Below are 20,893 nucleotides of genomic sequence, written 5' to 3'. Positions count from 1 at the left end.
TTTCATGGACACTCAGACCCTGCTCGCTTTCGTCCTGGTCGCCGCGCTCAACATCATGAGCCCCGGCCCCGCGGTCCTGCTGGCCATGCGCAACGGCGCGAGCGGCGGCTGGCGGGCCGTAGTGCCGTCCACGCTGGGCAACATCACCGGGCTGTTCCTGCTGTCGGCGGCCGCCATGCTGGGGCTGGGCGTGCTGCTGCAGACCTCCGCCCTGGCATTCGCCATGGTGAAGGTGGCCGGCGCCTGCTACCTGATCTACATGGGCCTGCGCCACCTGGCCGGCCGCGTCCGGCTGGCACCGCCGGAGCCGGCCGCCGCGACGCCGCGCAGCCCGCTGCGGCTGTATGCCGAGGCGCTGCTGGTGGCCGGGTTGAATCCCAAGCCGATCCTGTTCTTCAGCGCCTTCTTCCCGCAGTTCCTGGATACCGCCCGGCCGCTGTTGCCGCAGTTCTTCGTGCTGACCGGGCTCTTCATGGCGATTTCATGCGCCAGCCTGCTGCTGTACGGCGGCCTGGCGCGGCAGGCGCGCGGGCTGCTGCGCCGCCCGACGGTCGTGCTGTGGTTGAACCGCGCCATCGGCGCGGCCTTCGTGTCGTTCGGCCTCGCCCTGCTGCGCCTGCGGCGGGCCGCCAACTGACCCCGCCCCCCGGGCGCCGGGGCCGGCCGGCCGGAGGCGCCGGGCGGGATGCCGCGGGCTCAGGCCGACGTGTCGCCGATCTGCCGCGGCGCCAGTTCCGGGTTCAAGGTGTACACGCCGGTCAGGCTGGCCTGGGCCAGCACGTGGCCCTGCAGCGCCTTGAGCACGTCATTGCCGTTGAAGGTGCCCTGCACGTCGAGCTGGGGCACGTCGACCGCGTACAGGGTGAACACGTAGCGGTGGGGGATTTCGTCGTTCCAGGGCGGGCACGGGCCGTCGTAGCCGAAGTAGTCGCCGTTCATGTCGCGGTCGGCGGCGAACCACGAGGTGTAGTCGTTGATGCCCTGGCGCGCGTCGTTGGGCGCCAGCGGGCCGCCCTTGCCGCGCGGGGTGATGCCGTTGGAAAAGGCGCCTTCTTCGATCTCGCGCAGGTCGGCGGAGAGGTCGATCAGCACCCAATGGAAGAAATCGACGCGCGGCAGGTCGGCCGGCACGGTCCGCCCTTCCTGGTTGACGTCGTCGGGCTTGGACGGCACGTCGGGATCGTGGCAGATCAGGACGAACGAGCGGGTGCCCTCGGGCACGTCGTCCCACGAGAACTGGGGATTGAAGTTGTCCGCGAGTGCGACGTGCGACTGCGGGTCGATCTTGCCGAAAGCGTAGCGATCGGGAATCGACTCGTTATCGGAAAAAGATAGACTCGAAAGTTTCATGTCGTGCTCCTGCGAGGCCGTAGGCGCTTCCTACCCTGCCAAGTTAACACGGGCGAACTTGCGCTTGCCCACTTGCAGGACATAGGTGCCGGCCTGTAATTGCAACGATTTGTCTTCGACGCGATCGCCGTTGACCCGCACCCCGCCCTGCTCGACATTGCGCTGCGCCTCGGCGCCGGAAGCCACCAGCCCGGCCTCGCGCAATACCTTCAGGATACCGAGCGGCGCGCCGGCCACATTGATCTCGGGCATGTCTTCGGGCATGGCGCCGTCGCGGAAGCGGGCCTGGAAGGCCGCCAGCGCGGCCTCGGCCGCCTGGGCGGAATGGAACCGCGCGACGATTTCCTGCGCCAGCGCGACCTTGGCGTCGCGCGGGTTGGCGCCCGCCTCGGTGGCGGCCTTGAGCGCCGCGATGTCGTCGAGCGACCGGAACGACAGCAGTTCGTAGTAGCGCCACATCAGCGTGTCCGAGATGGACATCAGCTTGCCGAACATGGATTCGGGGGTTTCCGAGATGCCGATGTAATTGCCCTTGGACTTGGACATTTTCTCGACGCCGTCGGTCCCTTCGAGCAGCGGCATGGTCAGCACGCACTGCGGCGCCTGGCCATATTCCTTCTGCAGCTCGCGGCCCACCAGCAGGTTGAACTTCTGGTCGGTGCCGCCCAGTTCCAGGTCGGCCTTGAGCACGACCGAGTCATAGCCCTGCATCAGCGGGTACAGGAACTCGTGCACCGCGATCGGCACGCCGCCCTTGAAGCGCTTGGTGAAATCGTCGCGCTCCATCATGCGCGCCACGGTATAGCGCGAAGCCAGCTGGATCAGCCCGCGCGCGCCGAGCTGGTCGTTCCATTCGGAGTTGTAGCGGATCTCGGTGCGCGCCGGGTCCAGCACCAGGCTGGCCTGGGCGTAGTAGGTCTGCGCGTTGGTCTCGATCTGTTCCCGGGTGAGCGGCGGCCGAGTGGAATTGCGCCCGCTCGGATCGCCGATCATGGAGGTGAAATCGCCGATCAGGAAGATGACCGTATGCCCCAGGTCTTGCAGTTGCCGCATTTTGTTGAGCACCACCGTGTGGCCCAGGTGGATGTCGGGCGCGGTGGGATCCAGCCCCAGCTTGATGCGCAGCGGCACGCCGCTGGCCCGGCTGTTGGCCAGCTTCTGGGCGAACTCGGATTCGACCAGCAGTTCGTCGCAGCCACGGGTGGCGACGCGCAGGTCGGCTTCGACCTCGGAAGTGATGGGAGCTTGGGGTTGGGACATGATGAGTGCAGAAACGGGGGCTGGTACCGGCAAAATCGTGAAAAAAGTACCAAAATAAGTCAAAAAGAAGTCGAAAATTCTAGCTGAATCAGCTAGGATACTGCCCTAATCATACGCAACTGCCGCCGTCGCAGTTGCTGTCCCGGCTAAACACCCGTTGTTCACAGATGTGTCGCAGGGCCCAGGCCCCCGCGTGCCAGCGCGCATGCCAGGCCGGCCTGTACCTGCGCAAGCATCCTGGGGACTCACGCCACCCTGAAAGGTCCTACACGATGAATCGTGGCTCCAACAGTCTGGCAGGCAGCCTGCGCGCCAAGGCCGCCGCCCTGTTCGCCCCCCGCCCCGAGTCCACGTCCCGCCGCGCCGGTCTCTTCCGCCGCACGCTCCTGGTTTCCGCCATCGGCCTGTTCGCCGGCGCCGCCGCGCTCGGCATGGTCCAGCAACCGGACCGCACCGAGCTGCCGCCGTCCCGGCAGATCGAAAGCGTCCTGCCGCTGCAGGCCGGGCAGGTCAGCATCAGCAATATCGACGACGCCGCCCCGTACATCAGCGAAACCCGCATCCGGCGCGGCGACACCCTGGCTGCCGTGCTGCAGCGCCTGGATATCGACGCCCCCGGCCTGCAGCGTTTCCTGACCCAGGCGCCCAGCGCCCGCAGCATCTACAAGCTGTATCCGGGCCGCTCGGTGCAGGCCGCCACCGACGCCGAAGGCAAGCTGGTCTGGCTGCGCTACATCCATACGCCCGGCGACGAGGAAAACGGCCAGATCACCACCAAGATGCTGCTGGTGACGCCGTCGGAAGACTCCTACGTCGCCCGCGAGATCTCCGACAACACCGACCGCCAGACCCGCGTCGCGGTCGGCACCATCCGCTCGTCGCTGTTCGGCGCCACCGATGCCGCCGGGGTCCCGGATTCGGTCACCATGCAGATGGCCGACATCCTCAATTCCAAGGTCGATTTCCTGCGCGACATCCGGCGCGGCGACCAGTTCCGCGTGGTGTACGAAGTCCGCTCGCACCAGGGCCGCTACGCCGGCGCCGGCCGCGTGCTGGCGCTGGAGTTCGTCAACAACGGCAAGACCTACAACGCCGTCTGGTTCAGCCCCGACGGCAAGTCGGGCGCCTACTACGACTTCGACGGCGTCAGCCTGCGCGGCGCGTTCCTGCGCACCGCCCTGAAGTTCTCGCGCATCAGCTCCACGTTCGGCATGCGCATGCACCCCATCCACAAAACCTGGACGGGACACAAGGGCGTGGACTACGCCGCCCCCACCGGCACGCCGATCCACTCCACCGCCGACGGCACGGTCGAGTTCGCCGGCCAGCAGCGCGGCTACGGCAATGTGGTCATCATCAAGCACTTCGGCAAGTACTCCACCGTCTACGCCCACCAGAGCCGCATCGCCGCGGGCATCAAGCGCGGCGCCAAAGTCGCGCAGGGCCAGCTCATCGGCTACGTGGGCTCCACCGGCTGGGCCACCGGGCCGCACCTGCACTACGAATTCCGCATCGACAACCAGCCGGTCGACCCCCTGGCGGCCGACCTGCCGGTCAGCCGCCCGCTGGACGCCGCCGAGGCCCGCAAATTCAAGGAAGCCGTGCTGCCCTACAAGCAGCAGATCGCCCTGCTGACGGAATTCCAGCAGACCCTGCCCGAATCCGCCACCAACGTGGCCAGCCGCTAGGTCCGGCTCGGCCGGCACGCCCATGACTCGATCCGGCGGCCCGCGTTCCCCGACGTCGGGCCGCCTTTTCATTGGCTTGATGTCGGGCACCAGCCTGGACGGCGCCGATGGCGTGCTGGCACGCCTGGCGCCCGGCGCGGCGCCGCAAGTGCTGGCCAGCGCCGGGCTGCCCATGCCGCCGGATCTGCGCGCCGAGCTGCTGGCGCTGAACGCCAGCGGCGCCGACGAACTGCATCGCGCCGCCGTGGCGGCGCAAGGCCTGGCGCGCCTGTATGCGCGCACGGTACAAACCCTGCTGGAACAGGCGGGCCAGCCCGCCTCGGCCGTCAGCGCCATCGGGGCGCATGGCCAGACGGTGCGCCACCGGCCCGACCTGGGCTATACCCTGCAGCTCAATGCGCCCGCCCTGCTGGCCGAACTCACCGGCATAGATGTGGTGGCCGACTTCCGCAGCCGCGACGTGGCGGCCGGGGGCCAGGGCGCGCCGCTGGTGCCGCCCTTCCACGCCGCCATGTTCCAGGCCGCGCACCCGCGCGCCGTGCTCAACCTGGGCGGCATCGCCAACCTTACCCTGCTGCAGGCCGGGCAGCCGCCGCGCGGCTTCGACACCGGCCCCGCCAACGTGCTGCTGGACACCTGGTGCCACCGACATACCGGGCAAGCCTACGACGCCGACGGCCGCTGGGCCGCGTCCGGCCGGGTGCTGCCGGACCTGCTCGAACACCTGATCGCCAGCGAACCGTGGCTGGCCCTGCCGCCGCCCAAATCCACCGGGCGCGACCTGTTCGATGCCGCCTGGCTGGACCAGCGCCTGCAAAGCTACGACGGCGTCCGCCCCGCGCCCGAAGACGTACAGGCCACGCTGCAGCGCTTCACCGCCCGCACGGTGGCCGATGCTCTGGAGGCCAGCGCGCCGGCCACGCGCGATGTGCTGGTGTGCGGCGGCGGCGCCCGCAACACGGGGTTGATGCGTGAACTGGCCTACTGCCTGCAGCGGCCCGTGCAGCCCACCGACGCGGCCGGCGTGCCGGCCCAATGGGTAGAGGCCATGGCCTTCGCCTGGCTGGCCCAGGCCTGCCTGGACCGCACGCCGGCCGGCGTGCCGGAAGTCACCGGCGCGCGCGGCCCGCGCGTGCTGGGGGCGTTGTATCCCGCTTGAAAGGCACGCAAGCCGGGCCACGCCCGCCTGCATGCCTCAATGACAAGCCCCCGCCAGGGCGGGGGCTTGGATTGGATGCGCGCGCCGCAGCGCCCGCGCCGCCTCAGACCGAGAACGACGAGCCGCAGCCGCAGGTGGTGGTGGCGTTGGGATTGCGGATGACGAATTGCGCGCCTTCGAGGTCTTCCTTGTAGTCGATCTCGGCGCCGACCAGGTATTGGAAGCTCATGGGATCGACCAGCAATTGCACGCCGTTCTTGTCGAGCACGGTGTCGTCTTCGTTGACGGCTTCGTCGAAGGTGAAGCCGTACTGGAAGCCGGAACAGCCGCCGCCCTGCACGAACACGCGCAGTTTCAGTTCGGGGTTGCCCTCTTCGGCCAGCAGGTCCTTGACCTTGGCCGCGGCGGAATCGGTGAAGACCAGCGGCGACGGAGGCGCCTGGAGATCGACGGTTTCAGTGACTGCATTCATGGTGGAGCTCCTGGCCGTGTCGGCCATATGGGATCGGGCGGCGATGCCGCCTGCATGGGTTCACTATAGCGCAGACGCGGCGCCGTTCAAAATTCCAGTTTGACGGTGCGCGACGCCCGCACGGTGCTGCCTTCCAGCACGCTGACGGTGACGGTTTCGGGGACAAATCCCTCGGGCAATTGCAGCATGCCCTGGCTGCGCTGGTACTGGTCGAACCGCAGGGCCAGGGGGCTGGCATCCGCGGCCGACGCCGCGCCGGGGTCGGCCGGCGTATCGGCCTTGACCTGCATGGGCGCCAGGTCCACCGAGACGGTCTCGCCCTTCAGGATGCCGGCCGCCTGGAATCGCAGCATGCCCGTGAAGGGGGTGTCGCCGCGGCCGCTGCGCATCAACAGCACCCGGTAGCGCAACCCCGGGCCTTCGCGCTGGATCTCGGCGCCGCGGATATCGACCGCCCCTTCCGGGCCCGGCGGCAGGAGCTGCTCGAAGAAGGCCAGCCGGTCGCGCACCCGGCCGAGTTCTTCCTGGGTGCTGCGCAGCTGGGTTTCCAGTTCCTGGCGCGCGGCGCGCTCGACGGCGATCTCGCCGTCGGCCGTATCCAATTGGGCGCGCAGGAAGCGGCTTTCCGCCTGGCTTTGCCGGACGGCGGCCTCCTGGGCAGCGGCCTGGTCGGCGGTCAGCATTACGCTGCCCGGCGTATCGGCCATGTGCTGGGCATAGCGATAGCCCGCCGCGGCGCCCAGCGCCACCCCCACGGCCAGTACGCAGAGCGCGGCCAGCCATCGCATCACGGAGCCGGATCGGCGCGCGGGGGTCGGTTCGGGAACGGCTTGCATCGTGTCCGCCGGGCCGCCCGCGCAGGGACGGCCCGGCAAGGCATTACGGCAGGATGGCGACCTGGTCCAGGCCGGCCGACTCGGGCAGGCCGAACATGAGGTTCATGTTCTGCACCGCCTGGCCGGAAGCGCCCTTGACCAGGTTGTCCTGGATGACCAGCACGATCAGCAGGTCGCCGTTGCCGGGACGCTGCACGGCGATGCGCAGGTTGTTGGAACCGCGCACCGAGCGCGTCTCGGGCTGGCTGCCGGCCGGCATGACGTCCACGAAGGCTTCGTCGGCGTAGCGCTTTTCGTACAGCGCCTGGAAATCCGTGCCGAGGGCTTCCGGGCGGATGCGCGCATAGAGTGTCGAGAACATGCCGCGGATCATGGGCACCAGGTGGGGCACGAAGGTCAGCCCGACCTTGCCGCCGGCCAGCTTTTCGAGCTGCTCGGTGATCTCGGGGTGATGGCGATGGCCCGCCACGCCGTAGGCCTTGAAGTTGTCGCTTGCCTCGGAGAACAGCGTGCCCACCTCGGCCTTGCGGCCAGCGCCGGAAACGCCCGACTTGCAGTCGGCGATGAGGGTCTGGGTATCCACCAGGCCGTTCTCGAGCAGCGGTGCCAGGCCCAGCAGTACGGTGGTGGGATAGCAGCCGGGGTTGCCGACGACGCGAGCCTTGGCCACGGCTTCGCGGTTGAGTTCGACCAGACCGTACACCGATTCGGCCAGGATGTCGGGGCAGCTGTGCGGCATTTTGTACCAGCGCTCGAACGTGGCCGTGTCCTGCAGCCGGAAATCGGCGGCCAGGTCGATGATGCGCGTGCCGGCGGCGAGCAGTTCCTGCGCCTGCGCCATGGCCACGCCATGCGGGGTGGCGAAGAACACCACGTCGCAATCGGCCAGGTTGGCTTTTTCGGGCGTGGAGAACGCCAGCTTCACGCGGCCGCGCAGGTTCGGGAACATATCGGCCACCGGCAGCCCGTCTTCCTTGCGGGACGTGATGGCGGTGAGTTCCACGTTGGGATGCTGCGACAGCAGGCGCAGCAGTTCGACGCCGGTATAGCCGGTGCCGCCGACGATGCCGACCTTGATGCGGGAGTTCGATGCGTTGGCCATGGTGTGGTGCTTCCGTAGGACGAAAAAAGATTGTATCGCTTCGCGTGCCGCGCCCTGAAACAAAAAGGCCGCTTTCGCGGCCTTTTCGGGGACATTAGCGCTTGCTGAACTGCTTGCGCCGACGTGCCTTGCGGAAGCCGACTTTCTTGCGTTCGACTTCTCGGGCGTCGCGGGTGACGAAGCCAGCTTGCGACAGCGAGGGCTTGAGCGCCGCGTCGTAGTCGATCAGGGCACGGGTGATGCCGTGACGCACCGCGCCGGCCTGGCCGGTTTCGCCGCCACCGTGCACGTTGACCTTGATGTCGAACGATTCGAGGTGGCCGGTGAGCTCGAGCGGCTGGCGCACGATCATGCGGCCGGTTTCGCGCGCGAAGAACTCGTCGACGGGCTTGCCGTTGACGATGATCTTGCCCGAACCTTTCTTGATGAAAACACGAGCCACCGAGGTTTTGCGACGGCCGGTTCCGTAGTTCCAGTTACCGATCATGGCGTTTCCTTAGATATCCAGCGGCTTGGGCTGCTGAGCGGTGTGCGGGTGCTCGGCACCGGCGTACACCTTGAGTTTCTTGATCATGGCGTAGCCCAGCGGACCCTTGGGCAGCATGCCCTTGACGGCCTTCTGGATGGCGCGGCCGGGAAAACGCTGCTGCATTTTCTCGAAGTTCGTTTCGCGGATGCCGCCCGGGTAGGTGGTGTGGCGGAAGTACTTCTTGTCTTGCGCCTTGTTGCCCGTAACGACGATCTCGGAGGCGTTGATGATGACGATGTAATCGCCGGTATCAACGTGCGGCGTGAATTCGGGTTTGTGCTTGCCACGCAGGCGGCGTGCGACTTCGCTGGCCACACGACCGAGGACTTTGCCCTTGGCGTCGATCACAAACCAGTCACGCTGGACTTCATGCGGCTTGGCCACAAAGGTCTTCATGATTGGTTCCTAATATAAAGATTTTCCTGCCAGAAGAGCCCGGCAAGAATTTTTTCCTATTCCGTTGTGTCTTGATGGAAAACCTGGGGTCAACCCAAGACCGGCCTAAGCGTTATTACCCGCCCGTGCTACCAACCGGAATAAGGGAAAGCTGATGATTCTAGCACGATTGCGCAAATATTGGGCAATCGGCCCCGGAATGCAAGCGGGGCGGGCATGGCGCCCGCCCCACCGGATGCCCGGGACGCGCCGGCGGGGCCGGCTGCGTCCGTGGCTTCGGGTTACTTCTTGGCCGACATCGCCACGCCGAGGTATTGGTCGTACGAGCCTTCGGCCAGGCGGAACCAGGGCACCACGCTGTCGCGGAAGCCCATGTAGTTCTCGTACAAGGCCTTGAATTTCGGGTCTTTGTCGGAGAATTCCTTGTAGACCGTCTGGGCGGCCTCGTACGAGGCGTCCATGACCGAGCGCGGGAAGGGGCGCAGTTCGGCGCCGCCGGCGATGAGCTTGCGCAGCGCGCCCGGGTTCACGGCATCGTAGCGCGAGGTCATGGCCACGTGGGCCACGCGGCTGGCGGCCTCGACGATGGCCTGGTAGGACTTGGGCAGGCCGTTCCAGGCGCCTTCGTTCAAGTACAGCGATACCTGCGGGCCGCCTTCCCACCAGCCCGGGTAGTAGTAGTACTTGGCCACCTTGTTGAAGCCGAGCTTTTCGTCGTCGTACGGGCCGACGAACTCGACGGCATCCAGCGTGCCTTTTTCGAGCGACGGGTAGACGTCGCCGCCGGCCAGCTGCTGGGGCACCACGCCCAGGCGCGACAGCACTTCGCCGGCGAAGCCCGCGGTGCGCATCTTCAGGCCCTTGAGGTCCTCGACCGACTTGATTTCCTTGCGGTACCAGCCGCCCATCTGGACGCCGGTGTTGCCCATGGGGAAGTTGACGATCTTGTGCGGCTTGAACATTTCGCGGGTCAGCTTCATGCCGTCGGCGTCGAACATCCAGGCGTTCATCTGGCGGGCGTTCAGGCCGAACGGCACGGCGGCATCGAAGCAGAACGCCGGGTTCTTGCCGTAGTAGTAGTACGAAACGGTATGGCCGCACTCGATGGTGTTGTTGGACACCGAGTCCATGACCTGCAGCGCCGGGACGATTTCGCCGCCGGGGAAGTGGCGGATGGTGAACTTGCCGCCCGAGGCCTCGTTGACGAATTTGCAGAAAATCTCGCCCGTGCCGAACAGCGTGTCCAGGCTGCGCGGGAAGCTGGACGCCATGCGCCAGTTCAGGGTGGGCGCGTCTTGCGCGAACACCGGCGCGGCGACCGCGGCGCTACCCGCCACGGCGCCCAGGCCGGCTTGTTTCAGGAAGGAACGACGTTGCATTTGTTGGCTCCTCGGTGGCAACTCGGTATGGGATATCGCAAGCGATACTGGCGGATATTACACGTTGTCATACCTGAGCGGACCACGGGGATATCCGAAGGCGGCGCCCCTCAGGCGCCGGCAATGGCCATCTGCTCGATCAGGATGGAGCCGGTGCGCTTGGTGCCGCGCGCGATGGTGTCGGTGCCCACGGCGACGATCTGGCGGAACATGTCGGCCAGGTTGCCGGCGATGGTGACTTCCTGGACGGCATGCTGGATGCGGCCGTTCTCGACCCAGTAGCCGAAGGCCCCGCGGGAGTAGTCGCCGGTGACGTAGTTGACCCCCTGGCCGATGAGTTCTGTGACCAGGAAACCCGTGCCGAGCTTGCGCAGCATGGCTTCGAAATCGTCGCCGGGCCGGGTGTGGCGCGACGACAGCGTCAGGTTGTGCGAGCCGCCGGCGTTGCCGGTGGTGGCCAGGCCCAGCTTGCGCGCCGTGTAACTGGACAGGAAGTAGCCTTCCAGCACGCCGCCCGCCACCACGCTGCGGGCCCGGGTGCGCACGCCTTCATCGTCGAACGGCGAGCTGCCCATGGCGCCCGGCACGTGCGGGTCCTCGGCAATGTCGATGTGGTCCGAGAAAACCGGCTTGCCCAGCGCGTCGACCAGGAAGCTGGCCTTGCGGTACAGCGCCCCGCCGCTGGTGGCCTGGGTGAAGGCGCCCAGCAGGCCCAGCGCCAGCGGCGCCTCGAACAGGACGGGGAACTTGCCGGTGCGGATGCGGCGCGCCGACAGGCGCGACAGGGTGCGTTCGGCGGCATAGCGGCCGATGGCTTCCGGGCTGGCCAGGCGGGCCGGATCGCGCTCGGAGGTGTACCAGTAGTCGCGCTGCATGTGGTCGCCCCGGCCGGCGATGGGCGCGACCGACAGGCTGTGGCGCGAATAGGGGTACCCGCCCAGGAAGCCGCGGGTATTGCCCATGACGAACTGGCCCTCGTAGGTGCCCACGGTGGCGCCGTCGGTATTGGTAATGCGCGGGTCGACCGCGCGGGCCGCGCGCTCGGCGCGCAGGGCCAGTTCGGCCGCCTCTTCGGTGGCGATCGGCCAGGGGTAGTGCAGCGCCAGGTCCGGGATGTCGGTGGCCAGCTGGTCGGCGTCGGGCAGGCCGGCGGCCGGGTCGGCGGCAGTGTGGCGGGCAATGTGCCAGGCCGCCTCGACGGTCTGGCGCAGCGCTTCTTCGGAAAAATCGGAGGTCGAGGCCGAACCGCGGCTCTGGCCGGCATAGACGGTGAGGTCAAGCGAGCGGTCGCGGGTCTGTTCGACGGTTTCGATGTCGTTCTTGCGCACCGTGACCGACAGGCCCAGGCTTTCCGAGACTTCGGCGACCGCGTCGCTGGCGCCGATGCGGCGCGCGTGGGCCAGCGCCTGCTCGACCAATTCGCTGAAACGGGCCTGGTTGGCGGCCAGGGGCAAGGAGGAGGTGGGAGAGTTGACCATTGCTGTCCAGTGTACAGAGACGGTTATCATAGCCAAGTCCGTCTTTGCGCTGTTTCCATGACTTTCCCTACCCCCGATCCGGCCGACCAGGCCGAATTCGACGACAACGGCTACGACCGTCCCAGCAAATCGCAGGTCAAGCGCGAAATGCATGCCCTGCTGGACCTGGGCAAGCAACTGATCGACCTGCCCGACGACCGTCTCAAGCAATTGCCGCTGGCCGAGCGCCTGTACGAGGCCATCCGCCTGGCGCAGCGCACCACCAGCCGCGAGGGCCGGCGCCGGCAGACGCATTTCGTGGGCAAGCTGATGCGCGATGCGCCGGCCGACGAGATCCGCGCCCAGCTCGACACCTGGCAGAACGGCTCGCGCGAGGAAACCGCCGCCATGCACCGGCTGGAAGCCCTGCGCGAACGCCTGCTGGCCGACGACGAGGCGCTCACCGAGCTGCTGGATGCCCACCCCGACGCCGATGCGCAGCAATTGCGCGCGACGATCCGGGCGGCGCGCAAGGAAGCGCAGCACAATGCCGCCCTGCAGCCGGGCCAGGACCCGCAGCGCAAGCACTACCGCGCCCTGTTCCAGGCCCTGAAATCGCTGGCCGCCTGACGGGCGGCCCTGTCCTGAACCGACCCGACTCTCCCATCATGAGCGCCGACTCCGCCCTGCTCGACTGCATCCAGCTCGAAACCGCCCCCAACCCCACCCACGCCGTCATCTGGCTGCACGGCCTGGGCGCCGACGGCAACGATTTCGCGCCCATCGTGCCGGAGCTGCGGCTGGGCGCCAGCCCCGCGGTGCGCTTCATTTTTCCGCACGCGCCGGTGCAGCCGGTGACCATCAATGGCGGCATGGCGATGCGCTCCTGGTACGACATCCTGGTCACCGACCTGGTGCGGCAGGAGGACGCCGCCGGCATCCGCCAATCGGAAGCCGCGGTGCGCGCCCTGATCGCGCGGGAAAACGCGCGCGGCATCCCGACGTCCCGCATCGTGCTGGCGGGGTTTTCGCAAGGCTGCGCCATGACCTTGCACACCGGCCTGCGACTCGAAGAAAAACTGGCCGGCATGATCGGCCTGTCGGGCTACCTGCCGCTGCTGGACACGGCGGCCGCCGAACGCCATGGCGCCAACGCCGACACGCCGATCTTCCTGGCCCACGGTACCTTCGACCCCGTGGTGGCCCTGCCCCGCGCGCAGGCGTCGCTGGCGCAATTGCAGGCGCTGGGCTACGACGTGCGCTGGCACACCTATCCGATGCCGCACTCGGTGTGCGCGCCGGAAATCGCCGATATCGCGGCGTTCCTGCAGGAAGTGCTGAAGGCATAGCCGGCGCGGCAGGTCGGCAAATGCCTGCCCCGCGCGCGGCGGGCATGGAGACGTGTCTCGAGCACCTGCGCAAACGGGTGTCAGGCACCTGCGGAGCCTGACACCTGCCCCCCCTTGCGACAGGAGTCTGACTCCCGCCAGGGTGTCAGACACCGAGGCACGGCACCCCTGCGGAACCTGGCACCCTGCGCGCGGACCGGGCTATCCGGCGGGATGCAGGTCCAGCCAGACGCGCCGCATGGACGGGTCTTCGGGATCCGGGTCGTTGGTGAAGCCCAGGCGGGTCATCAGCGTGAGCATGGGACGGTTGTTGGCCAGCACCAGGCCGTCGATGTATTCCAGCCCCTGTTCGCGCGCGGCGTCGATCAGCGCTTCCATCAGCTGCCCGCCCAGCTTGCGGCGCTGCCAGTCGTCGCCGATGACCAGGGCATATTCGGCGCCGCGCCCGTCGGCGTTGCGCAGGTAGTGGGCGAAACCGATGATGACTTCGCGCGGGTGGCCGCGGTTCTCGGGGTTGGGAACCTGCGTGGTGGCCACCAGGGCGAGCTCGCGGTGGTAGTCGATCTGGGTGTAGCGCGCCACCATGCGCGGCGTCAGTTCACGCATCATGGACACGAAACGCATGTAGCGCGACCGCTCGGACAGGCCGCGGATGAAGTCCTGCAGCGACTGGCCGTCTTCGGGGCGGATCGGGCGGATGGTCCATTGCGTGCCGTCCTCGAACTGGCGGGTGCGCACCAGCCGGGCCGGATACGGGTGGATGGCCATGTGCGGATAGCCGCTGGCGCGCGGCGTGGCGCAGGCCGGCTCGGCGCACAGCGTGACGCGCAGCCCGGCGGCGCGCAATTGCGCCTCGCCGGCGTAGAGCGGGTCGATGTCGAGCGATTCGATGTCGGGCAGCTCGGAGATCAGTTCGGAGACCTGCACCAGGGCATGCTGTACCGCCTCGGCGGCCGCGCCGCTGATGTGGGGCGCCAGCACCCGCCGCCAGGCGCGGCTGCGCTCGACCAATTGGCGGGCCAGGAAGCCGTTGAGCGGGGGCAGGTCCATGCCGCGGTCGGGGGCGCTGGTCAGGAGCGCGTCGGGACCGCCGATGCCGAACTGGATGGTGGGCCCGAAGCGCGGATCGCGGCGCACCCGGATGGCCATGGGCCGTGACTCGGGCTCGCCGGGCAGCACGCCGGCGGGAACGTCGCGCAGGGGGACGTGGAAGGCGTCCAGCAGGCTGCGGCATTCGGCGATGGACAAGTCGCGCCGGCCCTCGGCCCGCGCGGCGTCGAGGATGGCGCGCGCGCGGGCCAGGTCCGGCAGGCGGGCAGGCGGCTCGGGCGGCAGCGTCTGCAGCAGCAGTTGCTGGTTGTAATAGTGGGTGGCGAGCACGCCGAACGCGTCGGCGGCGGACTCGGGCGTGCGGAAGGCCGAGGTGCCGGCGTCGTCCAGCATGCGGCGCAGCGGCCGCATGCCGGCATCGCCCATGAAACAGGTCACCACCGGCTTGCGCGCCTTGGGGGCGATCTGGGCGAGCTGGCGGGCCACGGCCGGCATGTCGGCCAGCGGGTCGGGCGCCAGCAGCACCAGCACGCCGTCGACCCCGTTGTCGTCGATGAGGGCGTCCAGCACGGCCTGGATGCGTTCGGGGGTGAGCGGCACGCAGGTGATGACCGGGTTGGCGATGGAGGCGTCCGGTTCGAGCAGCGCGGCCAGCGCGCGGCGGGTGGCGGGCGCCAGTTCGGCCTTGAGCACGGCGGCGTCCGGGCCGATGAGATCGAGCGCCAGTTGCGGCGGGCCGCTGCCGTTGGACAGCAGGGCGACGCGGCGGCCGCGCGGCCGGCGCGTGTAGCCCAGCACCTTGACGGCCGAGAATAGCTGGACGAAATAACGCACCCGCACGGCGCCGGCGCGGCGCAGGGCGGCATCGAGCGCGGCGTCGCTGCCGGGCGGGCCGTCGCGCCCCGCCTTGAGCACGATGACCGGCTTGACGCTGGCGGCGGAACGCAGCGCGCTCATGAATTCGCGCGCGGTGCCGACGTCTTCCAGGTAGAGCACGATGCTGTCGGTGCGCGGATCGCTGGCCAGGAAATCGAGCACCTGGCCCAGCCCGACGGCCGCTTCGTCGCCCAGCGACACGGCAGTGGAAAAACCGATGTGGACGTCCTCGGCCCAGTCCATCACGGCGGCGGTGATGGAGCGCGACTGCGCCACCAGCGCCACGCGGCCGGAGCGCGCCAGGGTGGGATGCTGGCTGAGGTTCAGGCCGGCATGCGGACGCTGCGCGCCGAAGGCGCGCGGACCGAGCAGCGCGCAGCCGGTTTCCTGGGCCCAGGTCCGGCACAGCGCCAGGGTGCCGCCGGGATATGGGTCGGGCAGTTCGTGCGGCAGCACGATGAGGGCGCGCGGCTGCAGCGGCGCGAGGCGGCGCAGGGTTTCCGGCAGGACCGCGGGCGACACGCATACCAGCGCCAGGTCGGGCCGCTGGCCGCAGGCGAGTTCGGCGCCGGAAGCGGGCAGCTCGGGCGCCAGGCCCGGCGCGGCGTCGACCACCGCGGTGCGGGCCCGCAGCTCGGGCGGCAGCGTCGCGGCGGCGGGCAGGCCGCGATCGGCCACGATGAGCAGCGAACCGGGTTCGAACAGCGGAGCGAGAGCGTGGCGCAGCATGAGCGAGTCGGGCGCTATTCTAAAATACGGCCATCGTAACAAGACGGGCACGCGATCGCCATGACGCAGCCCATGCTTCCCCGCCCTGGCGCGGCACTTCGTCCCGCCGTTTTTTGCAGCCGCCTATGACCTCGAACGCTCCCGCAACCATCCGTACCCGCTTCGCGCCCTCGCCCACCGGTTTCCTGCACCTGGGCGGCGCGCGCACCGCGCTGTTTTCCTGGGCGTTCGCGCGCCACCACCAGGGCGTGTTCGTGCTGCGCATCGAAGACACCGACCTCGAACGCTCCACGCCCGAAGCGGTGCAGGCCATCCTGGACAGCATGGACTGGCTCGGCATGCAGCCCGACGAAGGGCCGTTCTATCAGATGCAGCGCATGGACCGCTACCGCGAAGTCATCGCGCAGATGCTCAAGGACGGCACGGCGTACCATTGCTACAGCTCGCCCGAGGAAGTCGAGGCGATGCGCGAAGCCGCGCGCGCCAAGGGCCTGAAGCCGCGCTACGACGGCACCTGGCGCCCCGAGCCCGGCAAGACGCTGCCGCCCGTGCCGGCCGGCCGCCAGCCGGTGGTGCGCTTCAAAAACCCGCAGGACGGCGCCACCGGCTGGAACGACATGGTCAAGGGCCCCATCAGCTTCGACAACGCCGAGCTGGACGACCTGATCATCGCCCGCCCCGACGGCACCCCCACCTATAACTTCTGCGTGGTGGTCGACGACTGGGACATGGGCATCACCCATGTGCTGCGCGGCGACGACCACGTCAACAACACGCCGCGCCAGATCAACATCCTGCGCGCGCTGGGCGCGACGCTGCCGGAATACGGCCACGTGCCGATGATCCTCGGCCCGGACGGCGAAAAGCTGTCCAAGCGCCACGGCGCGGTCAACGTCATGGAATACGACGCCCAGGGCTACCTGCCGGAAGCCATGGTGAACTACCTGGCCCGCCTGGGCTGGAGCCACGGCGACGACGAACTGTTCACGCGGGACCAGCTGGTGCAGTGGTTCGACACGCGCCACCTGTCCAAGTCGGCATCGCAATGGGACCCCAAGAAACTGAACTGGGTCAACGCGCACTACATCAAGCAGATGGACGACGCCGAGCTGGCCGGGCGCGTGGCGCCTCGCATCGAGCGGCGCGGCGGCAATCCCGCCGCAGTCGACCTGCCCGGCGCGATGGGGCTGCTGAAAGACCGCGCCGAAACGCTGGAGCAATTGGCCGAGGCTGCCATGCTGTTCTGCGGACCGCACCACCCCGCCAGCGCGGAACTGGCCGAGCAGCACCTGACTCCGGCCGCGCGCGAGGCGCTGGCCGATTTCGCCCGGCGCGCCCAGGACATCGACTGGACCCGCGAGGCGATTGCCGCGCTGATCAAGACGGTGCTGGCCGAGCGCGGCCTGAAGATGCCGCAACTGGCGATCCCGCTGCGCGTGGCGGTGGTGGGCCAGCCGCAGACGCCGGCGGTCGACGCCGTGCTGGCGCTGATCGGCAAGAACGCCGTGCTGGAGCGCCTGGCCGCGCTGTGAACCGGGCCAAGTGCCGGGCGCCCGGCGGGACCCTGGCACCTGCCTGCCTGGGCCTGCGAAAGACCAGGCGCCATCAGCGCGCCGTGGACGCGGCCAGCCGGCGGCGCAGGGCCCACGCGAAGCTGCCGCCCAGCAGCGGCAGCAGCACCGCGGCCGCGCCGAACAGCGCCGCCGCGCCCGCCGCGTCGACCACCAGCCCTGCCAGGGCCACGCCCACCGCCTGCCCCAGGAACAGGCAGGAGGCGAACCAGGCCACCGCCGTGCCGCGCGCGCTGGGCACCATCTGGGTGGCATGCGTCTGCAGCGTGGCGTGCAGCAAGTAATAGCCGAACCCGGCCAGTATGCTGGCCAGCAGGCTCCAGCCCCACGCGGGACCGAACAGGTAGGTGGCGAATGCCGCGCACAGCACCAGGCCGCCCGCATTGGCCAGGCCGCGCTCGCCCAGGCGGCGCAGCACCGGCCCGGCCACCAGCGTGTACATGAGCCCGCCCAGCGCATAGACCGCCACCGCCGCGCCGGCCGCGGTCAGCGACAGGCCGAAGCGCTCGTGCAGATAGGCGGGCGCGAACGCCAGCGTGCCGAACACCAGCAAGCCCTCGATGAATACCGTGGCCAGCACGATGCGCGCCCAGCGCACGCCCAGGACCGTGCGCACCTGCGCCACGAATCCCTGGCGCGGCGCGGCCGCCGGCGTGGTCGCCGCCGCGGCATCGGCCGACTGGCGGCCGACTTCGCGCCACAGCAGCAGGCCGACGACCAGGTAGCCCGCCACCAGCGCGCCGAAGGCCCAGCGCCAACCGATCGTGTCGGCGAACCAGCCGCCAGCCAACTGGCCCGCGGCCATGCCCAGGATGGTGCCGGTGAGAAAGCGCGCCAGGGTGGCCTGGCGCTCTTCGTAGGGCACGGTATCGCCGATCCACGCCATCGACAGGGGCACGATGCCCGCGCCGGCCGCGCCAGACAGCGCGCGGCACAGCACCAGCACATCCAGCGAGGGGGCCAGCACCGCGCCGGCGCTGCCGATGGCGCAGGCGAAGGTGGCGACCGCCACCACGCGGTACTTGCCGTAGCGGTCGCCGACCGGGCCGAAGAACATCTGCAGCAACCCATAGGCGATGGCGAACGCAGTCACCGTGGCGGCCGCCTGCCCGGTAGACGTGCCGAATTCGCTGGCCAGCCGGGGCAGCATGGGATCGCAGATGCGGAAGGCGCTGGCGCTGACGAAGGCAGCCAGCGCCAGCAGCGCGATGGCACGATTGCGGGACTGGATCGGCGGCATCGCGGGACCGTCAATCGGGCAGGCGATAGCCGGCCGGCATGCGGCGCGCCGTGATCACCTGTCCGCCCGCGCGCAGTTCGCGCAGCGTCAGGCGCGCCGCCTCGGTTTTCTCGACGCGATAGCGATTCTGGTAGATGGGATCCGCGGTATCGACCAGCTCGCCGTTGGAGCGCGTGGTCTGCAGGGTCAGCACGCCGTTGTCCAGCAGCCAGCAGCCGGTTTCCCGCAACGCCGGGCGGGTACGCTTGCCGACTTTCAGTTGCGTCTCGTAGCGCAGCGTGCCGTCGGCGCCCAGTACGATCAGCGCGCGGAATTCGCCGGCCACGCCGCGCGGCCGGGTATTCGACAGCCAGGTTCCGGTCAAGGGGCTGCCCGCCGCGGCCGGCACGCAAGCGGCCGGGGCGGGAGGCGCGGCCGGCGCGCGGGGCGCAGCGGGCGCTTCGGCGGTTTTACGAGCGGCGCAACCGGCCAGGATCAGCGCGGCGCCCAGGGCGCCGATACGGCGATACCACAACACACTATTCATGACTTCCTCGAAACGACGCGCGCCGTGCGGCTTGCGTATGCAAGCACGCACTCTAATGACGGCGCGCCGCGGATGCAATGAACACATCCGACATCTGGTGTGCGGGAGCAACAGTGCGCCTAGCCGCCGGCCGCCTTGCCGCGCAGCAGGGCCTGCATGGCCGCCGCCGCGGGCGACAGCGTCCGGCCCGCCAGGCGCATGATGCCCAGTTGCCGCTCGATGCGCGGACGGCTGAGCGGCACGAAGGCCAGCCGGCCGGAATCCGGCGGCACGCCCAGCCGGGCCAGTACGGTCACGCCGACGCCGCGCTCCAGCATGGCGAGCAGCGACATCATATTGGAGACAAATACGGGACGATCCATCATGAAAGCCGCTTGCGGGTGTCCGGCCAGTTGGCGGTGCGCCACCGTTCCCACCAGCGGCAGCGCGGCGATCTCGCGCCAAGTGACGGATTTGCGGCCGGCCAGCGGATGCTTCTTGTGACACACCAGGCCGAAGGCGTCGTGGAGCAGCGGCTCGAACTCGAGCCGGCGATCGCGCGCTACCGGGCTGCACACGCCCAATTCGACTTCGCCCGCCAGCACCATGCGCTCCACGCCTTCGGAGTTGTCATCGAAGATGCGCAGCGATACGCCGGGATACTGCAGGCGATAGGCGGCCACCAACTCCGGCAGCCAGTGCATGGCGACGGTAGCCACCGACGCCAGGGCCAGCAGCCCCCCTTCGTTGCGGGCCAGGCCGCCCAGCGCGCCGGCGACGCGGTCGTGATGCTCGACCAGCTCGCGCGCCAGCGGCAGGCATTCCTGGCCGTAGCGGGTCAGCACGACCCGGCTGCCGCGCTCGAACAGCGGCTGGCCCAGCCGGTGCTCCATTTCCTTGATCGACAACGACAAGGCCGGCTGCGAACGGCAGGCGCGCGCGGCGGCGGCGCGAAAGCTGCGCAATTCGGCCACCAGCAGGAAATGCCGGTAGTGCTGCACGGACAGCTCGGGCAGGCGGGACATGGTCTGGCCTCTGATTTGATGGACTTATTTTTCGATATGAAAAATAAAATTTTCTGATAAAAAGCGCCAGCCTAAGATGCCGGGATGCCGAGCAGACCGATCCCGCCCCACCTGGATTTCAGTTTCATCGATACGTTGGCCGCCCAGTCCATTGGCGGCGGCCGCCTGGTCACCGGACGGGCCGCCCGCCCGGGCGCGCCCACGCTGCTGTTCGTGCCAGGCGCATTCCACGGCGCCTGGTGTTATGCGCACTTCCTGCGCTTCTTCGCCGCGCGGGGCGTCGCCTGCGCGGCCCTGGACCTGCCCGGCCACGGCGGCCTGTCCCAGCCGGACCATTTCGCGCGAATCGCCATCGCCGACCTGGCGGCCTGCGTGGTGGGCGCCTGCGACCGGATCGGCGGGCCGGTCATCGTCGCGGGACACAGCATGGGCGCCCTGCCGACGCTGCTATGCGCCGCCGCGCGGCCAGTGGCGGGCGTGGTGCTGATGGCGCCCTCGCCGCCGGCCAACTTGGCTGGCGCACGGGCCCTGGACGCGGTGCCGCGGGGGCTCGCGGTGCCGCCCCCCGGCCCGGAGCAGATCGGTGCGCGCTTCCTGGGCCCCTGCGATCCATCGGAGGCCGCCCTGGTCGCCCGGCGCCTGTGCCCGGAAAGCCCGGAGGTCATCAACGACCGCTATCGGCTGCGCGTGCCGGTGGACCCGGCCCAGGTCGGCGCGCCTGGCCTGTGCCTGGAAGCCGGCCTGGATACGCCCGAGCGCCATCCCGCCGGCCAGGACCGCGCGGTGGCGGACCTGTTCGGCTTCTCGCACCAGCGGCTGGCCGAGCAGCCGCACTGCATGATGTATTCGCGCAATTGGCGGCAAAGCGCCCAGGCCATCCATGACTGGGCGGCGCCTCGTCTTTCATAGCCGCGCGCCCA

At 69.0% G+C, this 20,893-nt stretch carries 20 protein-coding genes; 7 read left to right on the top strand and 13 right to left on the bottom strand.

Annotated features, from left to right (window positions below; all coding sequences use genetic code 11):
- The first annotated feature begins 4 nt into the window (after positions 1 to 4).
- Positions 5 to 637, top strand: a complete 633-nt coding sequence (locus tag CAL24_RS02815) for a LysE family translocator (RefSeq protein WP_028354892.1) — start codon at positions 5 to 7, stop codon at positions 635 to 637.
- A gap of 59 nt (positions 638 to 696) precedes the next feature.
- Here CAL24_RS02815 and CAL24_RS02810 read toward each other — a convergent pair whose 3' ends face one another.
- The gene (locus CAL24_RS02810) at positions 697 to 1,350 is read right to left on the bottom strand and encodes a YbhB/YbcL family Raf kinase inhibitor-like protein (protein WP_028354893.1); all 654 of its coding nucleotides are present in this window, start codon (positions 1,348 to 1,350) and stop codon (positions 697 to 699) included.
- Positions 1,351 to 1,380: 30 nt separating this feature from the next.
- Positions 1,381 to 2,610, bottom strand: a complete 1,230-nt coding sequence (gene tyrS / locus CAL24_RS02805; RefSeq protein ID WP_028354894.1) for a tyrosine--tRNA ligase — start codon at positions 2,608 to 2,610, stop codon at positions 1,381 to 1,383.
- A gap of 272 nt (positions 2,611 to 2,882) precedes the next feature.
- Between tyrS and CAL24_RS02800 the strand changes: the two genes are divergently transcribed.
- Positions 2,883 to 4,298, top strand: a complete 1,416-nt coding sequence (locus CAL24_RS02800; protein ID WP_028354895.1) for a M23 family metallopeptidase — start codon at positions 2,883 to 2,885, stop codon at positions 4,296 to 4,298.
- Between the two features lie 22 nt (positions 4,299 to 4,320).
- A complete protein-coding gene (locus CAL24_RS02795) occupies positions 4,321 to 5,457 on the top strand; it encodes an anhydro-N-acetylmuramic acid kinase (RefSeq protein WP_094805675.1) in 1,137 nt (378 codons plus the stop codon).
- 103 nt (positions 5,458 to 5,560) lie between these two features.
- Here CAL24_RS02795 and erpA read toward each other — a convergent pair whose 3' ends face one another.
- The 7 genes from erpA to pmbA form a co-directional block, all read right to left on the bottom strand.
- Positions 5,561 to 5,929, bottom strand: coding sequence for an iron-sulfur cluster insertion protein ErpA (erpA, locus tag CAL24_RS02790; protein ID WP_028354897.1), 369 nt, complete (start codon positions 5,927 to 5,929; stop codon positions 5,561 to 5,563).
- Positions 5,930 to 6,015: 86 nt separating this feature from the next.
- On the bottom strand, positions 6,016 to 6,765 hold the full coding sequence (locus CAL24_RS02785; protein WP_094805674.1) for a DUF6776 family protein: 750 nt from the start codon (positions 6,763 to 6,765) through the stop codon (positions 6,016 to 6,018).
- Positions 6,766 to 6,808: 43 nt separating this feature from the next.
- Complete coding sequence (argC, locus tag CAL24_RS02780) at positions 6,809 to 7,867, bottom strand: N-acetyl-gamma-glutamyl-phosphate reductase (RefSeq protein WP_028354899.1); 1,059 nt, start codon at positions 7,865 to 7,867, stop codon at positions 6,809 to 6,811.
- A gap of 94 nt (positions 7,868 to 7,961) precedes the next feature.
- Positions 7,962 to 8,354, bottom strand: a complete 393-nt coding sequence (gene rpsI / locus CAL24_RS02775; protein ID WP_028354900.1) for a 30S ribosomal protein S9 — start codon at positions 8,352 to 8,354, stop codon at positions 7,962 to 7,964.
- A gap of 9 nt (positions 8,355 to 8,363) precedes the next feature.
- The gene (gene rplM, locus CAL24_RS02770; protein WP_028354901.1) at positions 8,364 to 8,792 is read right to left on the bottom strand and encodes a 50S ribosomal protein L13; all 429 of its coding nucleotides are present in this window, start codon (positions 8,790 to 8,792) and stop codon (positions 8,364 to 8,366) included.
- A gap of 281 nt (positions 8,793 to 9,073) precedes the next feature.
- Entirely contained in the window at positions 9,074 to 10,171 is a 1,098-nt protein-coding gene (locus CAL24_RS02765; protein ID WP_028354902.1) for a TRAP transporter substrate-binding protein, read from the bottom strand.
- Positions 10,172 to 10,281: 110 nt separating this feature from the next.
- A complete protein-coding gene (pmbA, locus tag CAL24_RS02760; RefSeq protein ID WP_094805673.1) occupies positions 10,282 to 11,649 on the bottom strand; it encodes a metalloprotease PmbA in 1,368 nt (455 codons plus the stop codon).
- 57 nt (positions 11,650 to 11,706) lie between these two features.
- On the opposite strand from pmbA, the gene yjgA reads away from it, so the two are divergent.
- Positions 11,707 to 12,258 (top strand): ribosome biogenesis factor YjgA, encoded by a 552-nt coding sequence (gene yjgA / locus CAL24_RS02755; protein WP_028354904.1) that lies wholly within the window; start codon positions 11,707 to 11,709, stop codon positions 12,256 to 12,258.
- A gap of 38 nt (positions 12,259 to 12,296) precedes the next feature.
- A complete protein-coding gene (locus tag CAL24_RS02750) occupies positions 12,297 to 12,977 on the top strand; it encodes an alpha/beta hydrolase (protein ID WP_094805672.1) in 681 nt (226 codons plus the stop codon).
- 201 nt (positions 12,978 to 13,178) lie between these two features.
- Here CAL24_RS02750 and CAL24_RS02745 read toward each other — a convergent pair whose 3' ends face one another.
- Entirely contained in the window at positions 13,179 to 15,632 is a 2,454-nt protein-coding gene (locus CAL24_RS02745; protein WP_094805671.1) for a GNAT family N-acetyltransferase, read from the bottom strand.
- Positions 15,633 to 15,757: 125 nt separating this feature from the next.
- On the opposite strand from CAL24_RS02745, the gene gltX reads away from it, so the two are divergent.
- Positions 15,758 to 17,164, top strand: a complete 1,407-nt coding sequence (gene gltX / locus CAL24_RS02740) for a glutamate--tRNA ligase (protein WP_094805670.1) — start codon at positions 15,758 to 15,760, stop codon at positions 17,162 to 17,164.
- A gap of 73 nt (positions 17,165 to 17,237) precedes the next feature.
- Here gltX and CAL24_RS02735 read toward each other — a convergent pair whose 3' ends face one another.
- The 3 genes from CAL24_RS02735 to CAL24_RS02725 all read right to left on the bottom strand — a co-directional run bounded on the left by CAL24_RS02735 (position 17,238) and on the right by CAL24_RS02725 (position 19,973).
- Positions 17,238 to 18,443 (bottom strand): MFS transporter, encoded by a 1,206-nt coding sequence (locus CAL24_RS02735; RefSeq protein ID WP_094805669.1) that lies wholly within the window; start codon positions 18,441 to 18,443, stop codon positions 17,238 to 17,240.
- A 10-nt stretch (positions 18,444 to 18,453) separates the two neighbouring features.
- A complete protein-coding gene (locus CAL24_RS02730) occupies positions 18,454 to 18,969 on the bottom strand; it encodes a hypothetical protein (protein WP_094805668.1) in 516 nt (171 codons plus the stop codon).
- A 119-nt stretch (positions 18,970 to 19,088) separates the two neighbouring features.
- On the bottom strand, positions 19,089 to 19,973 hold the full coding sequence (locus CAL24_RS02725) for a LysR family transcriptional regulator (RefSeq protein ID WP_028354910.1): 885 nt from the start codon (positions 19,971 to 19,973) through the stop codon (positions 19,089 to 19,091).
- An 84-nt stretch (positions 19,974 to 20,057) separates the two neighbouring features.
- On the opposite strand from CAL24_RS02725, the gene CAL24_RS02720 reads away from it, so the two are divergent.
- Complete coding sequence (locus CAL24_RS02720) at positions 20,058 to 20,882, top strand: alpha/beta hydrolase (RefSeq protein WP_094805667.1); 825 nt, start codon at positions 20,058 to 20,060, stop codon at positions 20,880 to 20,882.
- Positions 20,883 to 20,893 lie beyond the last annotated feature (11 nt).

Source organism: Bordetella genomosp. 2 (assembly GCF_002261345.1).
GTDB lineage: Bacteria > Pseudomonadota > Gammaproteobacteria > Burkholderiales > Burkholderiaceae_B > Bordetella_A.
Note: the sequence above shows the minus strand (reverse complement) of the source record. Positions and strands in the feature narration are given on the sequence as shown.

Bases quoted from the DNA above. Each gene is read 5' to 3' on its own strand.
- argC (WP_028354899.1), bottom strand. From the start codon at position 7,867: ATGGCCAACGCATCGAACTCCCGCATCAAGGTCGGCATCGTCGGCGGC.
- CAL24_RS02815 (WP_028354892.1), top strand. From the start codon at position 5: ATGGACACTCAGACCCTGCTCGCTTTCGTCCTGGTCGCCGCGCTCAAC.
- CAL24_RS02745 (WP_094805671.1), bottom strand. From the start codon at position 15,632: ATGCTGCGCCACGCTCTCGCTCCGCTGTTCGAACCCGGTTCGCTGCTC.
- CAL24_RS02810 (WP_028354893.1), bottom strand. From the start codon at position 1,350: ATGAAACTTTCGAGTCTATCTTTTTCCGATAACGAGTCGATTCCCGAT.
- CAL24_RS02800 (WP_028354895.1), top strand. From the start codon at position 2,883: ATGAATCGTGGCTCCAACAGTCTGGCAGGCAGCCTGCGCGCCAAGGCC.
- erpA (WP_028354897.1), bottom strand. From the start codon at position 5,929: ATGAATGCAGTCACTGAAACCGTCGATCTCCAGGCGCCTCCGTCGCCG.
- CAL24_RS02795 (WP_094805675.1), top strand. From the start codon at position 4,321: ATGACTCGATCCGGCGGCCCGCGTTCCCCGACGTCGGGCCGCCTTTTC.
- rplM (WP_028354901.1), bottom strand. From the start codon at position 8,792: ATGAAGACCTTTGTGGCCAAGCCGCATGAAGTCCAGCGTGACTGGTTT.
- yjgA (WP_028354904.1), top strand. From the start codon at position 11,707: ATGACTTTCCCTACCCCCGATCCGGCCGACCAGGCCGAATTCGACGAC.
- pmbA (WP_094805673.1), bottom strand. From the start codon at position 11,649: ATGGTCAACTCTCCCACCTCCTCCTTGCCCCTGGCCGCCAACCAGGCC.
- CAL24_RS02720 (WP_094805667.1), top strand. From the start codon at position 20,058: ATGCCGAGCAGACCGATCCCGCCCCACCTGGATTTCAGTTTCATCGAT.
- CAL24_RS02765 (WP_028354902.1), bottom strand. From the start codon at position 10,171: ATGCAACGTCGTTCCTTCCTGAAACAAGCCGGCCTGGGCGCCGTGGCG.
- CAL24_RS02750 (WP_094805672.1), top strand. From the start codon at position 12,297: ATGAGCGCCGACTCCGCCCTGCTCGACTGCATCCAGCTCGAAACCGCC.
- tyrS (WP_028354894.1), bottom strand. From the start codon at position 2,610: ATGTCCCAACCCCAAGCTCCCATCACTTCCGAGGTCGAAGCCGACCTG.
- CAL24_RS02730 (WP_094805668.1), bottom strand. From the start codon at position 18,969: ATGAATAGTGTGTTGTGGTATCGCCGTATCGGCGCCCTGGGCGCCGCG.
- CAL24_RS02785 (WP_094805674.1), bottom strand. From the start codon at position 6,765: ATGCAAGCCGTTCCCGAACCGACCCCCGCGCGCCGATCCGGCTCCGTG.
- gltX (WP_094805670.1), top strand. From the start codon at position 15,758: ATGACCTCGAACGCTCCCGCAACCATCCGTACCCGCTTCGCGCCCTCG.
- rpsI (WP_028354900.1), bottom strand. From the start codon at position 8,354: ATGATCGGTAACTGGAACTACGGAACCGGCCGTCGCAAAACCTCGGTG.
- CAL24_RS02735 (WP_094805669.1), bottom strand. From the start codon at position 18,443: ATGCCGCCGATCCAGTCCCGCAATCGTGCCATCGCGCTGCTGGCGCTG.
- CAL24_RS02725 (WP_028354910.1), bottom strand. From the start codon at position 19,973: ATGTCCCGCCTGCCCGAGCTGTCCGTGCAGCACTACCGGCATTTCCTG.